At 73.3% G+C, this 17,003-nt stretch carries 12 protein-coding genes; 5 read left to right on the forward strand and 7 right to left on the reverse strand.

Annotated elements, in window-relative coordinates; translation table 11 throughout:
* Position 1 precedes the first annotated feature (1 nt).
* Entirely contained in the window at positions 2–2,185 is a 2,184-nt protein-coding gene (locus ACIGW4_RS13045; RefSeq protein WP_399580378.1) for an FdhF/YdeP family oxidoreductase, read from the reverse strand.
* A gap of 383 nt (positions 2,186–2,568) precedes the next feature.
* Between ACIGW4_RS13045 and ACIGW4_RS13050 the strand changes: the two genes are divergently transcribed.
* The 3 genes from ACIGW4_RS13050 to ACIGW4_RS13060 are packed head-to-tail and all read left to right on the forward strand — an operon-like array spanning position 2,569 to position 5,010.
* Positions 2,569–3,558 (forward strand): Dyp-type peroxidase, encoded by a 990-nt coding sequence (locus ACIGW4_RS13050; RefSeq protein WP_123456370.1) that lies wholly within the window; start codon positions 2,569–2,571, stop codon positions 3,556–3,558.
* Positions 3,555–4,370 (forward strand): family 1 encapsulin nanocompartment shell protein, encoded by an 816-nt coding sequence (locus ACIGW4_RS13055; protein ID WP_399580181.1) that lies wholly within the window; start codon positions 3,555–3,557, stop codon positions 4,368–4,370. The genes ACIGW4_RS13050 and ACIGW4_RS13055 overlap by 4 nt, the downstream gene beginning before the upstream one ends.
* Before the next feature lie 4 nt (positions 4,371–4,374).
* Entirely contained in the window at positions 4,375–5,010 is a 636-nt protein-coding gene (locus tag ACIGW4_RS13060; RefSeq protein WP_399580183.1) for a DUF1345 domain-containing protein, read from the forward strand.
* A 12-nt stretch (positions 5,011–5,022) separates the two neighbouring features.
* Here the strand turns inward: ACIGW4_RS13060 and ACIGW4_RS13065 are convergent, their stop codons facing one another.
* The 3 genes from ACIGW4_RS13065 to ACIGW4_RS13075 form a co-directional block, all read right to left on the reverse strand.
* On the reverse strand, positions 5,023–5,853 hold the full coding sequence (locus ACIGW4_RS13065) for a hypothetical protein (RefSeq protein WP_185094689.1): 831 nt from the start codon (positions 5,851–5,853) through the stop codon (positions 5,023–5,025).
* Positions 5,854–5,857: 4 nt separating this feature from the next.
* Positions 5,858–6,322, reverse strand: coding sequence for a GreA/GreB family elongation factor (locus tag ACIGW4_RS13070; RefSeq protein ID WP_399580187.1), 465 nt, complete (start codon positions 6,320–6,322; stop codon positions 5,858–5,860).
* 100 nt (positions 6,323–6,422) lie between these two features.
* Positions 6,423–7,667: a serine hydrolase domain-containing protein gene (locus ACIGW4_RS13075; RefSeq protein WP_399580190.1), complete on the reverse strand. Its 1,245-nt coding sequence runs from the start codon at positions 7,665–7,667 to the stop codon at positions 6,423–6,425.
* A gap of 134 nt (positions 7,668–7,801) precedes the next feature.
* Between ACIGW4_RS13075 and ACIGW4_RS13080 the strand changes: the two genes are divergently transcribed.
* On the forward strand, positions 7,802–8,458 hold the full coding sequence (locus tag ACIGW4_RS13080; RefSeq protein ID WP_359590617.1) for a 1,4-alpha-glucan branching protein: 657 nt from the start codon (positions 7,802–7,804) through the stop codon (positions 8,456–8,458).
* A gap of 1 nt (position 8,459) precedes the next feature.
* On the opposite strand, the gene ACIGW4_RS13085 is transcribed toward ACIGW4_RS13080, so the two are convergent.
* The 3 genes from ACIGW4_RS13085 to ACIGW4_RS13095 form a co-directional block, all read right to left on the reverse strand.
* Positions 8,460–9,533, reverse strand: coding sequence for a serine protease (locus ACIGW4_RS13085; protein WP_359590618.1), 1,074 nt, complete (start codon positions 9,531–9,533; stop codon positions 8,460–8,462).
* A gap of 6 nt (positions 9,534–9,539) precedes the next feature.
* Complete coding sequence (locus tag ACIGW4_RS13090; protein WP_399580193.1) at positions 9,540–14,885, reverse strand: trypsin-like peptidase domain-containing protein; 5,346 nt, start codon at positions 14,883–14,885, stop codon at positions 9,540–9,542.
* A 176-nt stretch (positions 14,886–15,061) separates the two neighbouring features.
* Positions 15,062–15,964: a DNA/RNA non-specific endonuclease gene (locus ACIGW4_RS13095; RefSeq protein ID WP_399580195.1), complete on the reverse strand. Its 903-nt coding sequence runs from the start codon at positions 15,962–15,964 to the stop codon at positions 15,062–15,064.
* 150 nt (positions 15,965–16,114) lie between these two features.
* Between ACIGW4_RS13095 and ACIGW4_RS13100 the strand changes: the two genes are divergently transcribed.
* Entirely contained in the window at positions 16,115–16,927 is an 813-nt protein-coding gene (locus ACIGW4_RS13100; RefSeq protein ID WP_123456379.1) for a caspase family protein, read from the forward strand.
* Positions 16,928–17,003 lie beyond the last annotated feature (76 nt).

The raw sequence follows: 17,003 nt of genomic DNA on the forward strand, positions 1-17,003 counted from the left end.
GTCAGGAAGCCGGTTCGATCGTCACCTTGACGTGCTTCATGATCGGCTGGTCGCTCTGGGTGCTGTAGTCGCCCAGGGCGCACAGCACGTTCATCTCCGGCATGTAGCCGGCCGCGCAGCCGCGCGGGATGTCGTACGGGACGGCGAGGTAGCCGTTCAGATGCCGCCGGCTGCCGTCCTTGGCGGTGCTCGTGATGTCGACGGGGGCCATGTCGGCGATCCCGCGCTCGCGCATGTCCGACCGGTTCATGAAGACGAGCGTGCGGAGGTTCTTGACGCCCCGGTAGCGGTCGTCGTCGGAGTAGATCGTGGTGTTCCACTGGTCGTGGGAGCGCATCGTCCCCAGGGCCAGGAGGCCGGGCTTCGGAACGACGTCCGGCAGGGGCGGCGCCGCGAACTCGGCCTTGCCGGACGGGGTGAGGAAGACCAGTTCGCGGGCGGGCTGCTTGATGCGGAAGCCGAGGGGGAGCCGTACGCGCCGGTTGAAGTCCTCGAAGCCGTCGAGGACCTTCGCCATGGTGTCCCGGATGCGGTCGTAGTCCTCGACGTACCACTCCCAGGGCGTGGCGCTGTCCGGCAGCGCGGCCCGCGCCATGCCCGCGATGATCGCCGGCTCGGAGAGCAGGTGCGGCGAGGCGGGCCGCTTCATGCCGATCGACAGGTGGACCATGCTCATCGAGTCCTCGACCGAGGTGCTCTGGATCCCCTTGCGCTGGTGGTCCTTCTCGGTCCGGCCGAGGCAGGGCAGGATGAGGGCCCGGCGGCCGTGCACGACGTGGCTGCGGTTCAGCTTGGTGCTCACCTGGACGGTGAGCTCGCACCTGCGCAGCGCCTCGTAGGTGTACGGGGTGTCGGGGGCGGCGAGGGCGAAGTTGCCGCCCATGCCGACGAACACCTTCACGTCGCCGTCGCGCATCGCCTTGATGGTGCCGACGGTGTCCAGGCCGTGCGCCCGGGGCGGGTCGATCCCGCAGACCTCGGCGAGCCGGTCGAGGAACTCCTCGGCGGGGCGGTGGTCGATGCCGCAGGTGCGGTTGCCCTGGACGTTGCTGTGCCCGCGCACCGGGGAGGGGCCCGCGCCCTCCCGGCCCAGGTTGCCGCGGAGGAGCAGCAGGTTGACGATCTCGCGGACGGTGTCGACGCCGTGCTCGTGCTGGGTGATGCCCAGGCACCAGCTGATGATCGAGCGGTCGGCCTCGCGATAGACCCGCGCCGCCTTCAGGACGTCCGCGCGGCTCAGCCCGGACTGCGTCTCGATCTCCTCCCAGGAGGTCGCCTCGCACACCGCCTTGTACTCCTCGAAGCCGGTCGTGTGCCGTGCGACGAACTCCTGGTCCAGCGCCTTGGGATCGGTGGCCGACTGCTCCAGGATCGCCTTGGCCATCCCGCGGACGAGCGCCATGTCGCCGCCGATGCGGACCTGGAGGTTGAGCGTGGAGGTCTTCGTGGCGTGGAAGGTCGCCATGTCCTTGAAGTCGTGCGGGATGATCGCCCGCCTGGCGGCGGCCTCGACGAGCGGGTTGACGTGCACGATCTGCGCGCCCCGGACGTGGGCCTCGGTGAGCGCGGTGAGCATGCGGGGGGCGTTGGAGGCGGCGTTGACCCCCATGATGAACAGCGCGTCGGCGGTCTCCCAGTCGGCCAGGTCGACGGTGCCCTTGCCGGTGCCGAGCGACGCCTGCATGGCCCTGCCGCTGGCCTCGTGGCACATGTTGGAGCAGTCGGGGAGGTTGTTCGTCCCCAGCTCGCGGGCCATCAGCTGGTAGAGGAAGGTGGCCTCGTTGCCGAGCCGGCCCGAGGTGTAGAACGAGGCCTGGTTCGGGTCCTCCAGCTCGCGCAGGGTGCGGCCCACGAGCGCGAAGGCGTCCTTCCAGCTGATGGGGACGTAGTGGTCCGACCCGGGGTCGTACACCATCGGCTCGGTCAGCCGGCCCTCGTTCTCCAGGTCGTAGTCCGTCCAGCCCGCCAGCTCGGTCACCGAGTGGGCGGCGAAGAACTCGCGTCCGACCCGCTTGCGGGTCATCTCCCAGGTGACGTGCTTGATGCCGTTCTCGCAGATGTCCAGGTGCAGGCCCTTGGTGTCGTCCGGCCAGGCGCACCCGGGACAGTCGAAACCCGTGTTCTCGTGGTTCATCTTCATGATCGCGCGCGGGCCGTCCACCGGAAGGGCGCCCTCGCGCGCCATGAACCGGGTCACGCTCTTCGCCGCGCCCCAGCCCGCCGCCGGATGGTGGTACGGACGGAACGCGGGCTCGCCCTCGGGCTCCGGGCCCACCCGGTGCTCCAGGGGTGCCCGCTCGTCCGGGGCGTCGCTCTCGTCACGGGTGGGGCTCTCGTCCTGGTCGGTGCTCAAGGCGTTTCACCCTCTCGCCCTGCGGACGCACGGGCATGGTGGGACAGAAGGACCCCTTCGGGCAGGCTAAGCCCGCCGTCCGGCGCCTGCCACCCGGTGGCCCCCGCCGGGCTGCGCACCGGATCACGCGCACCTACGCTGGCGCTGTCCCTTTCCTGGGATTCCTCCGGTTCATCCGGTTCCTCCGGTTTTCGTCGATCTCTCGTGGGAGCGCCATGGCCGTACCCCAGTACGTCGTCGCCCCGCCCTCGCAGGCGGCCGTCTTCCTGGTGGCCACCGTCAACCCGGGCGGCGAGACCGTGGTGCGGGAGGCGCTCCAGGACCTGACGGGGCTGACCCGTTCGGTGGGGTTCCGCGCCCCCGACTCGTACCTCACCTGCGTCGCCGGCATCGGCTCCGAGGCGTGGGACCGGCTCGTCGGAGGCCCCCGCCCCCGCGAGCTGCACCCCTTCCCGGCGCTCCGGGGCCCCCGCCACCGCGCCCCGGCCACCCCCGGCGACCTGCTCTTCCACCTGCGCGCCCGGCGCCTGGACCTCTGCTTCGAACTGGCCCGGCACATCGTGGCCGCCCTGGGCACCGCCGTGACCGTCGTCGACGAGGTGCACGGCTTCGCGTACTTCGACGACCGCGACCTGCTCGGCTTCGTCGACGGCAGCGAGAACCCCGAGGGCACGACGGCCGCCGACGCGGTCCACATCGGCGACGAGGACCCGGACTTCCGGGGCGGCAGCTATGTGATGGTCCAGAAGTACGTGCACGACATGGCGGCCTGGGACGCGCTCACCGTCGAGCAGCAGGAGCGCGTCATCGGGCGCGCCAAGGGCTCCAACATCGAACTGTCCGACGACGCCAAGCCCGCCGACTCGCACGTCACGCTGAACACGGTCACCGACGAGAACGGCGTCCAGCAGCAGATCTTCCGCGCCAACATGCCGTTCGGCCAGGTCGGCACCGGCGAGTTCGGCACCTACTTCATCGGCTACGCGCGGACGCCCGCCGTGACCGAGCGGATGCTCCGCAACATGTTCCTCGGCGATCCCCCCGGCACCACGGACCGCATCCTCGACTTCTCCCGGGCCGTGACCGGCGGCCTCTTCTTCGTGCCGAGCGCCGACCTCCTCGACGACCTCCCCGCCCCGCCGGCCGCCGCAGCCCCCGGGGAGACCCTGGGCATCGGCAGCCTGAAAGGAGCCCTCGCCCCATGACGCCCCCCGAGTCCACCAGCAACCTCCACCGCGAACTCGCCCCGATCACCGCGGCCGCCTGGGCCGAGATCGAGGAGGAGGCCCGCCGCACCTTTCGCCGCAACGTCGCGGGCCGCCGCGTCGTCGACGTCCCCGACCCGGCCGGACCGGAGCTCTCGGCCGTCGGCACGGGCCACCTCTCCGACCTGACCGCGCCCGCGCCCGGCGTCACGGCACGACTGCGCGAGGTGCGCCCCCTCGTCGAGGTCCGGGTGCCGTTCACCGTCGAACGGGCCGCCGTCGACGACGTCGAGCGCGGCTCCAAGGACTCCGACTGGCAGCCCGTCAAGGACGCGGCCCGCGCCCTGGCGCTCACCGAGGACCGCATGGTCTTCGAGGGGTACGAGGCCGCCGGGGTCGAAGGGCTGCGCGGCCGCAGCTCCAACCCGGTGCTGCGGCTGCCGACCGAACCCCGCGACTACCCCGACGCGGTCAGCCGGGCCCTCACCGCCCTGCGGCTCGCCGGCGTCGACGGTCCGTACGCCCTGCTGCTCGGCGCCGACCAGTACCGGGCGGTCAGCGAGACCTCCGACCACGGCTATCCGATCGCGGCCCACCTGGCCCGGATGCTCGACGGCTCCCCGATCTGGGCGCCCGCCCTCGACGGCGGTCTCGTCCTCTCCACCCGGGGCGGCGACTTCGAGCTCCGCGTCGGCCAGGACGTGGCGATCGGCTACACCGCGCACGACACGGCCGGCGTGGAGCTGTACCTCCAGGAGACGCTGACCTTCCTGACCTACACGGACGAGGCCGTCGTCGTCCTGGAGCCCTGAACCGATGGACCGAAGGCTCCTCGGCGCCGTGCCCCGGCTCGCCGTCTCGGCGCTCGCCGGGGCGGCGGCCGGCGCGGCCGTCGCCGCCCCGGCCCACGCCCCGCTGGGCGTCCTCGCCGGCATCGCCACGGCCGAGACCCTCTTCGTCGCCACCGGCTGGATCGCCCTGTGGCCCATGGACGCCGCCACGACGCACCGCAACGTCCGGCGCGAGGAGTTCCGGCCCGTCGTCGAGGAGCTCGTCGTCGTCGCGACCTCCCTGTGCGGGCTCGTCGGCATCGTCGTGCTGCTCCTGGTCGGCCGCACCGACCTGAGCCACGCCGCCGCCGCGACGGCGCTCTGCGGCGTCTTCATGGCCTGGGCGGCGCTCCACCTCATGTACGCCACCCGGTACGCGTACCTCTACTACGCCCTGAAGCCCGGCGGCGGGATCGACTTCAACTCCCCGGCCCCGCCGAAGTACAGCGACTTCCTCTACTTCAGCTTCAACCTCGGCATGACCTACCAGGTCTCCGACACGAACGTCTCCAGCCCCACGATCCGGTCGATCGTGCTGCGGCACTGCCTGCTGTCGTACGTCTTCGGGGCGAGCATCCTGGCCACCACCATCAACCTCGTCGCCGGGATCGTCACGGGCTGACCGGCCCGGCCGTCAGCGCCGCCACCACGGCTCGCGCACGTAGCGGCTCTCGTCGCCGGTGCAGCCGAGGCCGTTGGAGACCTGTCCGGAGTCCAGGTTCCAGCCGACCACGCCGTTCCCCTTGCGGCTCAGCTCGATCAGACGGTCGTTCCCGGTCCGCCCGCCCTCCGTGACCCGGCACTCGACGATCGACGTCCACGCCTGCCCGTCGAGCGCCGAGACGAACGCCAGGAGCGGCAGCACGACCACCGTCAGGCACAACGCCACCCACTGCTCCACCCCGGCGGCCCTGCGCAGCCAGGCGGGCGGCCGGTAGCCGGGATCGGCGTGTCCTGCCCGGTCCTGTCCGTGCCGGTGGTGCGGGCGGCGCCGCCCCGTGCGGTACTCCACGACCACGCCCTGGCGCAGCGCGAAGGCGGTGAGTCCGGTGCCGAGCCCCCACCACGGCCCGAAGAAACAGGCGTCGATGATCCCGACGGCGATCGGGTTGGCGGCCGTGAGCGCGGCCCGCCGGAAGGCCCGCACCGCTCCGCCGCCGAGGGGGACCGCCCCGCGCGCGGCGAACAGGGCGAAGACCACCCGGGAGACGACGACGGCGAGGACGGACCCCAGCAGCGGATCCGTGATCACCATGCCGACGAGGATGTCCGGCCAGTTCGCCGGCTCCATGCCGACCAGCACGTCGCGCACGGCGTCGCCGCCGCCGACCGTGTAGGCCAGCTTGGTGACGGGCACCGCGAGGGCCAGCGCCACCAGGACGGTGTGCCCGGGGCCGCCCTTGCGGTCGGCCTCCCCGATCTCCTGACGGCCGGACCCGGGGGAGGCGGCTTCCGCTTCCGGCACGCCGTCAGCCGAGCGAGACCACGACCGCGGAGGTCCGGCCCTCGGGTGTCTCGTACGTGACGGTGTCGCCGGCGCCGTGGCCGAGCAGGGCCCGGCCGAGCGGGCTGTCGGCGGTGACCAGGGTCGCGTCCAGGGCGTTCGCGAGCTCGCCGATCTGTACGGTCGACTCGGTGCCGTCCTCGAACCGCACGGTCACGCTGCTGCCCACGCCGACCGCGTCGGAGGACGGAGCCGGTGCGACGGACGCCTCCCGGAGCCGCCCCTCGATCTGCTGGATGTCGGCGTCCAGGCGGTCGAGGTCGTCGGCGCGCTGCAACTCGTCGGCCTGGTCGGCCCGGTCGCCGACCTCGTCGCCGCCGCCGTCCCGCAGGGTGGCGGCGACGGCCTCGCGTTCGGTGCGCAGCTCGGCGAGTTCGCGTTCGAGCTCCTCGCGGGCGACGGCGCTGATGGGCTCGGGTCCACCGGTCATTGCTGCTCCCGACTCTGCGGCGGCACGAAGGAGTGCTATGGGGCATTCAGGACATTTCCGAGATTATCAGGCAGGTCGTCGGAGGGGCGGGGGACTCGCGTCAGCTCCCGCTCGGACTCGGCTCGGACCGGGTCACCGGGATGTCGAAGACGTGGCCCGGGGTCACGATGCGGGTGATGGCCCGGCCGAAGAGCGTGCTCGGTTCGTTGCCGTCGTGCAGCACGTCCGTGTTGAGGAGCACGACCAGGGTGGCCCTGGCCTCCGGCAGGTAGATCGTCAGCGACTCGTAGCCCGGCAGGGAGCCGTTGTGGCCGATCCAGCCCTGGACGTCGAAGATGCCCATGCCGTAGCCCGATCCGGGGAGACCCGTGGGGTACGTCTTCAGCCGCTCGGCCTGTGTCTTCGGCGTCAGCAGGGTGCCGGTCGCGACCACGCGGGCCCAGGTGCGCATGTCCTGGAGGTCGGAGATCATCGCGCCGGCCGCCCAGCCCCAGGACGGGTTCCAGTCGGTGGAGTCCTGCAGCTCGCCCGAGGCGGTCTGCACGGTGTAGCCGTGGGCGTGCGGGCTCGGGAAGGCGGCGTCCGTCGGGAAGTACGTGTGCCGCAGCCCCGCCGGCCGGATGACGTTCTTCCTGACGAACTGGTCCAGCGGCGTCCCGCTGACCTTCTCCACCACCAGGCCGAGCAGGATCAGGTTCGTGTTGCAGTAGTCGAACTCGGCGCCCGGCTGGAACTGGACCGGATGCTTGAACGAGTACGCGAGCAGCTCCTGCGGTGTGAACGGCCGGTAGGGATCGGAGGTGAGCGCCTTGTAGAAGCCCTCGTCCGCCGAGTAGTTGAAGAGGCCGCTGCGCATCGAGGCGAGGTTGCGTAGGGTGATCCTGTCGCCGTTCGGCACGCCGTCGACGTACTTCGAGATCGGATCGTCCACGCTCAGCTTGCCCCGGTCGGCCAGTTCGAGCAGGGCCGTCACCGTGAACGTCTTGGTCTCGCTGCCGATCCGCATGTAGAGCCCGGGGTCCATGGGCTGTCTCGTGGCCTTGTCGGCGACGCCGAAGGAGCGGATGTACGTGCCCTTGCCGGGCGCCGAGAGACCGACCGTGACGCCGGGAACGCCCGCCTCCTTCATCACGTCCTGGACCGCCCGGTCCAGACGGGCCGCGACGGCCGGGGTGAGTTCGGGGAAGTCCGACGCCGCCGACGGGGAGGGGGACGTCGTCACGAGGGCGGCGGGTCCCGGGGGTTCGGCGGCGAAGGCCGCACTCGTGCCGAGCGGGGCGGCGAGGACGCCGAGGGCGGCGAAGGCCGCACAGACGCGCCGGCCCCGTGTGTGCGAGTACCTCACGGCGGGCCTCCTGCCGGCCGGGGACAACACTCCGGTTCCAGGCTAGGTCGGTGCGCACGCCCTCGCATCGCGACCCGGCCCGTCTGTTAGCTTGCCGTTCTCCACGCCCAGGCCGAGAGGAACGAGCACACACCATGGCCGTCATCCACCACACCACGATGCAGCCCACCAAGCTGGAGCTGCTCGCCGCCTGGCTGCCCACCCGCGCCTGGTACGCCGGTGGGGCCGGGGAGCCGCGGCCGGCCAAGGCCGGCGGCTTCCGGCTGGACGACCCCGCCGGCGAGGTGGGCATCGAGTTCATGGCCGTCACCGACGGCACCGGACCGGACGCGGTCGCCCACCTGGTCCCGATGACCTACCGGGGCGCGCCCCTGGAGGGCGCCGAGCACGCCCTCATCGGCACCTCCGAACACGGCGTCCTCGGCACGCGCTGGATCTACGACGGCGCCCACGACCCGGTGCTCGTCGCCCAGTTGTACGCCCTGCTCGCCGGCCGGGCCGAGGCGCAGCACCAGTCCCTCGACGACACGACCGACCCCACCGTCTCCGCCTCGCTCGCCGCCGCCGGGACCGGGGCGGAGCTCGTACGGGTCGTGGAAGGCCCCGACCACACCGACGTGGAGGTGCGGGAGACCGGGGCGGACGCGCCCCTGACGCTCCGGCTGCGGCGCGTCCTGCGCCCCGGCGCGGACGACGCACCGGCCCGCGGCAGGGTCACGGCCGAGTGGCGCCGCCCCGACGGGACCACCGCCCGCGGCACGTTCACCGTCGCCCTCGCCGGTCAGGCGTAGTTCAGACCCAGTTGACCTCCGCCTTCTCCAGCAGCGGGTCCTCCACCAGCTCCCAGAGCGGGACGGCGAAGTTTCCCGTGCGGTAGCGGCCGCCGAAGTGCAGCCCGAGGACCCGGTGGTCGGCGAGGTCGAACACCGGGGAGCCGCTGTTGCCGCCGAGCGTCGAGCAGTCGTGCTTCATCACCAGACCGCCCGGCGTGAACTCGGTGGCCGCGCCCGGCTGGAGGCGCTTCACGTTGTAGACGTCCATGAAGATCCGGCGCATCGACTCGGGCTCGTTGCGCCGGCCGTCCCAGGCCGGGTAGCCGATCACGTACACCGGGCGGCCCGGCAGGCTCGCCGGCGCGTCCGCGGCGACCGCGAGCGGCGTCGGCAGGCCGTCCTCGGTCAAGGGCTCGACGCGGAGCAGGGCCATGTCGACGTCGGGGTGGATACCGATGACGTCGGTGATCTCGTACGGCACCGAGGGCCCGGGCGGCTCACCCTCGACGGGCAGCTCCTCCGCCGGGTCGACCCGCGCCGACATGCCGAACTCCAGCATCCAGCGCTCGCCCTCCAGGCGGCTGAACTCCGCCGCCACGTGACGGTTCGTCATCACCGTGCGCGGGCCGACCAGGAACGCCGTGCCGATCCAGTCCAGACTGGGATGCCCGGTGACCTCGACCCGGCCGACCCGCGCCAGCGACTCCCGGATAGCGGGCCGCTGCGGCTCCAGGACCGCCCACTCGTCGTGCTGCGGGGCGAAGTCCTGGCGCTGGACCAGGATCGCGGGCCGGCCCTCCAGGAGGACGATCGCCTCCACGCCGAAGGCCTCGCCCTCGTCGAGCTCGTCCTCGCGGTGCCCGGCCAGCTTCTCCAGACCGCTGACCCCCGCCTCCAGCACACGGGCCCGCTCGTCACGGGCGAAGCGGGAGATCTCGGCCGCCGGCGCCGCGCCGGCGGGCAGCTCCAGCGCGGACTCGGCGATCTCCGCCTCCAGTTCCGCGCGCACCCGCGCGGCCACCTCCCGCAGATCACCGAAGATCCGCTCGGCACCGGTCGCCACCGGCGACACGCTCCGTGGTCCGTTCGGCATGGTCGCTCACCTCGGCTTCGCGTTCGCTTCCCCCCGGACGGGCCGCCCCGACTGGGCCGCCGTGATCTCCTCGTACAACCCGGGCCGAAACTCCCGCAGATGGGCCAGGATGCCGCTCATCTGGGTGCCCACGTTCACGAACCGCGTCCGGGCGCCCTGGAACTCGACCTCGTCCACCTTCCGCGTCCCCCGGTGCAGCCCCACGACCGTCCAGTCGTCGAGGCAGACCGGGGAACCGGAGGAACCGCCCCGGGTGTCGGTGAAGTACAGGATGTCGTGCTCGTCCGCCCGGTAGACCAGGTTGTTGCGCAGCGCGACCCGCTTCGGCAGCCCGCCCGGGTGCTGGATGATGTTGACCGGGACGCGCTGCCGCTCCCGGACGAGCAGCGGCCGGGTGGCGATCCGGAGCGTCGGCCGCTCCTCCTGGCCGGCGGAGAGCCGCACGATCGCGTAGTCGAGCGCCGCGTCCCAGGCCTCCAGTTCGCCGGCCGTCGCCTCCGGCGCGGTCGCCGCGTCCTCGACGAAGTCGAAGCGGGAGCGCGACATCAGCGCCTGGAGCCGCAGGTCCTCGTCGCTCACGTACGGCCGGACGCCCGACTCCCACGAACGGGCCATCACCACGTGGTGGTTGGTGATCAGCAGCCCCGGGGCGATCATCCAGCCGGTGCCGCCGTGCGGGTACGAGGGGAGGAGCGGCGCACCCGACTCGTACGGCGGGATCCGCAGCAGCGCGACGGAGGCACCGGCCCGGATACCGGCGCCCAGGAACCCGTACGGCACCGTGTCGTCCTGGAGGACGATCTCCTCCTTCATCTCCCTGGGCATCATCTCCGCCGGGAGCTCCGCCTCGCCGGTGATCGCGCGGGCCACGGTGTCCAGGGCGCCCTGGAGCACAGCGCGCGGGCCCGGCTCACGGGTCTGCTCGATCGCGTTGTGCAGCCAGATCTCCAGCGGCACCAGGCCGTCGAGGAGCCGCTCGACCCGGTTCATCGCGTCGAGGTCGGCGTGCGTCTGCTCCCGGGGGTCCTCCAGCGGTTCGAGCGTGGCCGTGAAGTAGCCCGGGACGCCCTTGAGCAGCGTCGGGCGCAGGGCCCGGTCGGCGAGCCCCGCCTCCATGGCGGCGTTGCGGACCCGGACCAGCTCCGCCTGCGGCAGGAACGGCACCTTGCGGAGCGCGGCCCCGGCGGCGTTCGGCGGCGGCCGGGTCCACAGGCCGGTGCCTCCCTGCCGGGGCCGGGCCCATCGGTCGGCGCCCCCTCCGGACGGAGGCGGTGGGGGAGGGCCGGCTCCGGGCGGGGCCGGGCCCGCGTCCATCGCGGAGGCCACCCCCACCAGCAGGGTCCCGCTGCCGTCCCGGAGGGCGAGCACCTGCCGGGCGACGCCGTCCAGCGTGCCGCGCCGTCGCGCCTCCCGCAGGGCCCGCTCGACGCCCTCCAGATCCGGACGGTCCTCGTCGAGGAAGGCCCCGGACCCGGCGGCGGACTCCAGGACGCGGGTCAGCGGTCCGCGCAGGCGGGGCTCGTCGGTGAGGGTGGCGTCGATCCAGCGGGCCAGCTCGGTCACCACCGCCTCCTCGTCCGCCGGGAGCCCCACGAGCCGCAGCGTGTGCTCCAGGAGCCGGGGATCCGCCCGGTACGCCGCGGCCGCCGCCGTACGGGCCAGGGAGGGCTGCCGGGCCAGGTCCGCGTCCGGCATCCCGCGCAGCGTCCGGGCCAGGCGCTCCTCCGCCGGGGCGGCGTCGACGTCCGCGAGCGCCGCGAGCCGCGACCGGGCGACCAGCACCCCCAGCGACTCGTGGCGCAGCCCGAGCCCCGCGGCGATCTCCTCCGCCTCCTGGAGGTCGCGGTCCGCCCCCGCGAAGTCGCCCGAGTCCTGGGCGAGCCGGGCCGACAGCTGGAGCAGTTCGAGCTGGGTCTCCGCGCACCCGGCCTCCTCCGCCCGGTCCACGGCCCGCCCGGCACCCTCGCGCGCCTCCGCCGTCCGCCCGGAGCGGGCGAGCGTCTCGGCGAGCAGCGCGTGCAGCCTGCTGCACGGCGTCCACGGCCGCCGCTCCGAGAGCCGCTGGTCCGCGGCCTCCACGTACCCCTGGGTGAGCAGGTCCTCCACCTCGCGCGCCGCGATCCGCTCCCAGTCCTCCTGGTCGGCCTCGGTCATGATCTGGTCCGGCACGTGGCCGCCGATCCGGCCGAGGAGGAACGCCGCCGAGCGGTGCGCCATCTCCCGGTACGTCGAGCCGCCCAGGTGGGGCGCGACGCCCGGTTCCCAACGGGCCTCCACCGTACGGGGGTTCTCGCCGAGCCGGAGCCGGTGGTAGATCTCCTCGGCGCGCTCCCGGGGCCCCTCGCGCGCCGCGTAGTACGCGACGGCCCTCCGGTCCACCGCCCGCATCAGATCGGTCCGCGCGCTGTCCGACAGGCGCAGCATGATCGCCCGCAGATCGGTCCGGTGCCGGATGGCCTCGGGTCCCGCCGACTCCATCAGGTCCACCCGGGAGGTGAGCAGCCCGTAGAGCCGCCGGGCCTCGCCGGGAGTGTCGACGTGCAGCCCCGCCGGCTCGGCCAGGACCTCCCGGATCAGGTCGGGGGTGATGAAGCGGAGGGCCAGGCCCGCCTGCACGAGGGCCCGGACGTCGTCCTCCGCGATGTGGTTGAGCAGCCGGTCGTACAGCGTGCCCTGGATGAGCATCTGGTCGACCTGCCGGTCGAAGTAGCGGCGCCGGGAGGGCAGTCCGCGCAGCAGCTCGCCGAGCGAGGGGGAGCCGGCGCCCAGGGCGACCGCCGTCCGCGCCGCGAGCTTGAGGCTCAGCGGATGGCCGCCGATCCGGTCGACGAGGTCCTCGGCGAGCGGCTCGTCGGTCACCCCGGAGGACATCAGCAGGTCCACGGAGGCCTCGTGGTCCAGCTCGGTCAGCTCCATCGTGCGCGGGGTCAGGACCCGTGCCGGATGGTCGATCGGCGCGCGCCCGGAGACGATGAACCGGAGCCGTGAGTAGGCCGCCCGCAGGGCCGTCCAGACGGCCCACATGCGGGCGATGACGGGCGAGCCCCGGTACTGGGCCTCCTCGAAGGAGTCGACGACCACGAGCAGCGGGGGCGGCGCCTCGCCCGGCGCCGGCCGGACGGCCTCGGCGACCAGGGACGCGACCCGGTGGGCGAGCTCCTGCTCGCGGGCGCTGGCCCGGGCGTGGAAGTCGGAGGAGTAGTCGCGGCCGAGCGTCGCCCGGGTGCCGGCCAGCCGGTGGAGCTCGTCGAGCTCGTTGCGCTCGCCGCGCTGGAGCGCCGCCGTCCGCTCGCACTCGTCGGCGAGCTCCTCGAAGGCCGCGCGGTGGGCCGGGTGGTGGACGCCCAGCTGCCGGGCCGTCTCGGCGAGCACGGTCGCGGGTTCGTGGACGGAGAGCGTCGGGCGGGCGAAGTCGATGTGGGCGAAGGGGAATCCGGCGGGGCCCGCGGCGTCGAGCGCGTCGACGAGGAACTTGGCGAGCAGGGTGCTCTTGCCGATCCCGCCGACGCCGTGCAGGAGGACGGGCGGCTCCGCCGGCTCCTCGGGCAGCGCGAGATAGGCGTGCAGGGCGTCGAGTTCGGCGGTGCGGCCGTGGAAGGTCCCCCGGATCAGCCGGCGCATCGGCTGGAGGAGCCTGGCCACCTCCAGGCGGTGCTGCACCTCGTCGACCTCGGGCAGCCCGGTCACCCCCGGGATCCGGCTCAGCCAGAGCGTGGCCTGGAGGGCGTCGGAGAGCGCCTCCACCTCGTCGTGGGGGTCGGCGCCCGGGCCCGCCGGTTCCGCCCCGGTCGGCCCCGTTCCCACCGGCTCCGTTCCCGCCGGCTCCGTTCCCGCCGGAGGCAGGCCCGCACCCGTCAGCAGGGCGAGGGCCGTGCGCTCGGGGCCCGGGCCCTCGGGCCGGAGGCCGATGTTGGCCCGCAGGGCGCGCAGGGCGGCGGCGGGTCCCGCGAGGCCGGCCAGCGCCGCGTCGCGGACCTCGGGCTTGAGCGTCCAGACGGTGGCGTCGAGGGGCGTCAGGGCCGTGCAGTCGTCGACGAGCTCCAGGACGGCCCGCCCGGTGGCCTGCTCCTCGTCGGCGATCCGGAGCCGGGCGGGATCGAACTCCTGGAGCAGACAGGCGGCCTCGCGGTAGGCCCTGCGCAGACCGGGCAGCGGGGCGGGGGCGGCGGGACCGGTGCGCAGCGCGTCCCGCAGCACGTGACCGGCGTCGCCCGGCGGCGACGTCGGAAGCGCCCGGTGGAGCCGTACGACGTCCTCCACGGCCGTGCACAGCCGCCGCATGCGACTGTCCTCCGAGGAGGGCGACTCGACGGCCCGCAGCACCTCGGCCACGGCCGTCTCCGTGAGCTCGCGGACGGTCTCCTCCTGCCCGGCGGGGACGGTGTCGGCGAAGAACTCCCGGAAGAACGACCGCAGGTCGTCCTCGTCGACGGGGCGGGTCGTGTCCCGGCACTCGTTCTTGCGGATCTCGTACGGGAGTTGGCGCATGGTCGTCGCGTAGCCGAGCAGGACGAGACGGGGCACGGTCTCGGCGCGGACCGGGGTGTGCTCGTAGATCGCCCGCGCGAGGACGCCGATGCAGTCCCACACGTCCGAGTGCGGGTCGAGCCGGTCGCAGTCGTCGAGGACCAGCCAGAAGCGCTCCTCGGCGGCGGTCGCCCGGGCGACGAGCCGGTGCGCGGCGTCCTCGAGACAGGGCAGTGGATCGTTCAACCGCGTGGGGTCCCAGGGGACCCGGTCGCCCTCCGGGCCCGCCACGAAGGCCGAGAGCCGCTCCATCAGCCGCGCCGCCGTGGACGTGCGGGAGAGCGTGACCCGGACCGGGCGGAAGTCGCAGTGCTGGCCGAGGTGGCGGATCAGCTCGTACGTGTAGGAACGGCCGCTGTCCGGGGGCCCGTCGACGACGAACACCGTCTGTTCCGGGTCGGCCAGGAAGTCCCGGAGCTTCTCGCGCAGCTCGCCCCGGTCCAGGAACGCCTCCGTGCCGTGCTTCAGGAGCGTGCTGCGGAACGGGTCCCGGGGGGAACGGCGCAGCCGCTCGTCCTCCCGCAGCCGGGTCAGCAGGTTCCGGGCCTCGGCGCCCTGCTCGAAGCCGTGCGGGTCGTCGATCGCGGCCAGCGCGTCGAGCCCCGCGAGCACGGAGAGCAGCCGGCGCTGGTGGGCGATGTCCCGGCGGGCCGCGGCGACCACCAGCAGGGAGTTCCGGCCGGGGTCCGGGGTGAGCGGCAGGTCCTCGACGAAGCCGGCCGGAAGGCCCGCGCGCAGCAGCCGGTCCCGCGGCTCGGGGGTGTCGAGGAGGTGGTCCCGTACCCAGCCGGCGACCAGCCCCCACTCCGTCTCGGTGAGCGGCATACCGCACCTGCCCGGCGCTCTTCGCGCAGCGCCGGTCGCTCCGGCGCCGGACCTGACGAGATCAGTCGTGACCGGACGTGACCGGTCGAGGCCAGACGAACTGGCTGATCTCTCTCATCGTTCCACCGGGCGGGAACGGTCGCAATCGCTGCCAGGGCCTGTCGGACCCGCCGGCGTCAGGGATGCAGCACCATGTCCGCGTACGACTCCAGGCGCCGCCAGCGCTCCTCCGGGGCGCGGAAGACCGGCATCACGTCCACGTCCGGCAGCGGACCGAACTCCAGCTCGGTGATCTCCGCGACGTCCGACACGGGCACCTGGTACGTGCGGAACGGGCCCAGCGGCGGCGGCGCGCCGGCCGTCGCCCCCGCCAGGGCCCGCTCCGCGTCCCGGCTGAGGTCGGGGCTCTGGTCGAGGACGTACGCGGCGGCGGCGAGCGCCCCGTCCTGCATGAACGCGGCCACCTTCCAGAACCGCAGCGGCACCTGGAGGCCCCGGTAGGGCGGGTCGGAGTCCTGGAGCACCGGGCCGGTGAGGACCGTCAGCTTCCGGTCGTACTCGGCGGCGTGGTCGAGCAGGTAGTTCTCCAGGCCCTGCCAGAGCTGCTTGCCCTGGTTGAAGACGTCCGCCTGGGGAGCGGCGTTGGTGAAGTGGAAGGTGTCCGTATTGGCCAGGGCCGCCACGGCGGGCGCGCCCCAGACCGGATCGAGCCGGCGGACCAGATGGCCCCGGTCGAGGCTGTTGTTCCGGTAGATCTCGTCGCCGGCCTGCTGCTCCTCCGGCAGCCGGGGGTCGTACTCCCAGACGTCCTCCCGGGGCACGTCCTCCAGGAGGCTCCCGCCCTCGATGCAGACCGCGGTCGAGGCGGCGAGCCGCCGGTCGGGCCGGAAGACCACGGTGAAGTGGGTGTACGGCAGGATCACCGTCTCGACCGTCTCCCGGACCGGGAGTGCCAGCGGGACGACGGGGCCGAGGAAGGTCTCGTCGTAGCCGGTCCGGCCGGCGAGGGCGGCACGCCGGGCGTCGGGTCCGGCGACGACGGGAGACGCGGGAGGGGGCGGAGGTTCGGAAGGGTTCATACGATGTAAGTACCGCGTGGAGGGGGTCGTGCTCGGCGCAGGAGCACAGGCCACTCGATCAGCCGCCCCGACGGCACCGGGCCTCCGGCTCCCCGGCTCCCCGGCGTCCCCCGCCCCGGCATCCCTCCCTTCCGCACGAGGAGGCACCCCATGGCCACCGGACTCTCCCTGCACATCGGACTGAACCGGGTCGACCCCGCCCGATACGAGGGCTGGGACGGCACCCTGGTCGCCTGCGAGAACGACGCCCGCGACATGGCACGGCTGGCCAGGACCGCCGGCTTCGAGGCCACCACCCTGCTCACCCCGGAGGGCACGGTCGCCAACGTCACCTCGGTGCTCGACGCCGCCGCCGCCCGCCTGGCCCCCGGCGACATCCTGCTCCTCACCTACTCGGGTCACGGCGGCCAGGTCCCCGACGTCACGGGCCCCGACGACGAGCCCGACGCCCTCGACGAGACCCTCGTGTTCTACGACCGCCAGTTCCTCGACGACGAGCTCGCGCAGGCCTTCCGCGCCTTCGCCGACGACGTGCGGATCGTCGCCCTCCTCGACTGCTGCCACAGCGGCAGCAGCATCGAACTCCCCGGCGGCGGACCGGACGACAGCACGGGCCGCTACATGCCGGAGCCACGGCAGCGGCAGCTCTACGAGCGCGACCGGACCTACTTCGAAGAGCTCCAGCGGACCCTGGCGAAGGACGCCCCCGCCGAGGGGACGGCGGGCCACGACGCCCTGCTCGTCTCGGCCTGCCAGGACAACCAGGTCGCCTCCGACGGCGACGTCAACGGCGCCTTCACCGAGGCCCTGCTCCAGGTCTGGGACGGGGGTTCCTTCCGGGGCGACTACCGCGCCTTCCACCGGCGGATCCAGCACCGGCTCCCCCCGACCCAGAGCCCGAACCTCTATCTGACCGGCACCCCGGACCCGGACTTCCTGAACCAGCGTCCCTTCACGATCTGAGCGGCCCGAGGAGGGCGAAGGGCCGAAGGGCGAAGGAGGAGGAGCCGAAGGGCCGGAAACGAAAAAGGCAAGGAGG

Source organism: Streptomyces sp. NPDC053513, assembly GCF_044544765.1.
GTDB classification, from domain to species: domain Bacteria; phylum Actinomycetota; class Actinomycetes; order Streptomycetales; family Streptomycetaceae; genus Streptomyces; species Streptomyces litmocidini.

What these genes read in the sequence shown, in the direction of transcription:
- ACIGW4_RS13045 (WP_399580378.1), bottom strand. Translation starts at nt 2,185, where the DNA reads ATGGCGCGCGAGGGCGCCCTTCCGGTGGACGGCCCGCGCGCGATCATG.
- ACIGW4_RS13050 (WP_123456370.1), top strand. Translation starts at nt 2,569, where the DNA reads ATGGCCGTACCCCAGTACGTCGTCGCCCCGCCCTCGCAGGCGGCCGTC.
- ACIGW4_RS13055 (WP_399580181.1), top strand. Translation starts at nt 3,555, where the DNA reads ATGACGCCCCCCGAGTCCACCAGCAACCTCCACCGCGAACTCGCCCCG.
- ACIGW4_RS13060 (WP_399580183.1), top strand. Translation starts at nt 4,375, where the DNA reads ATGGACCGAAGGCTCCTCGGCGCCGTGCCCCGGCTCGCCGTCTCGGCG.
- ACIGW4_RS13070 (WP_399580187.1), bottom strand. Translation starts at nt 6,322, where the DNA reads ATGACCGGTGGACCCGAGCCCATCAGCGCCGTCGCCCGCGAGGAGCTC.
- ACIGW4_RS13080 (WP_359590617.1), top strand. Translation starts at nt 7,802, where the DNA reads ATGGCCGTCATCCACCACACCACGATGCAGCCCACCAAGCTGGAGCTG.
- ACIGW4_RS13085 (WP_359590618.1), bottom strand. Translation starts at nt 9,533, where the DNA reads ATGCCGAACGGACCACGGAGCGTGTCGCCGGTGGCGACCGGTGCCGAG.
- ACIGW4_RS13090 (WP_399580193.1), bottom strand. Translation starts at nt 14,885, where the DNA reads ATGCCGCTCACCGAGACGGAGTGGGGGCTGGTCGCCGGCTGGGTACGG.
- ACIGW4_RS13095 (WP_399580195.1), bottom strand. Translation starts at nt 15,964, where the DNA reads ATGAACCCTTCCGAACCTCCGCCCCCTCCCGCGTCTCCCGTCGTCGCC.
- ACIGW4_RS13100 (WP_123456379.1), top strand. Translation starts at nt 16,115, where the DNA reads ATGGCCACCGGACTCTCCCTGCACATCGGACTGAACCGGGTCGACCCC.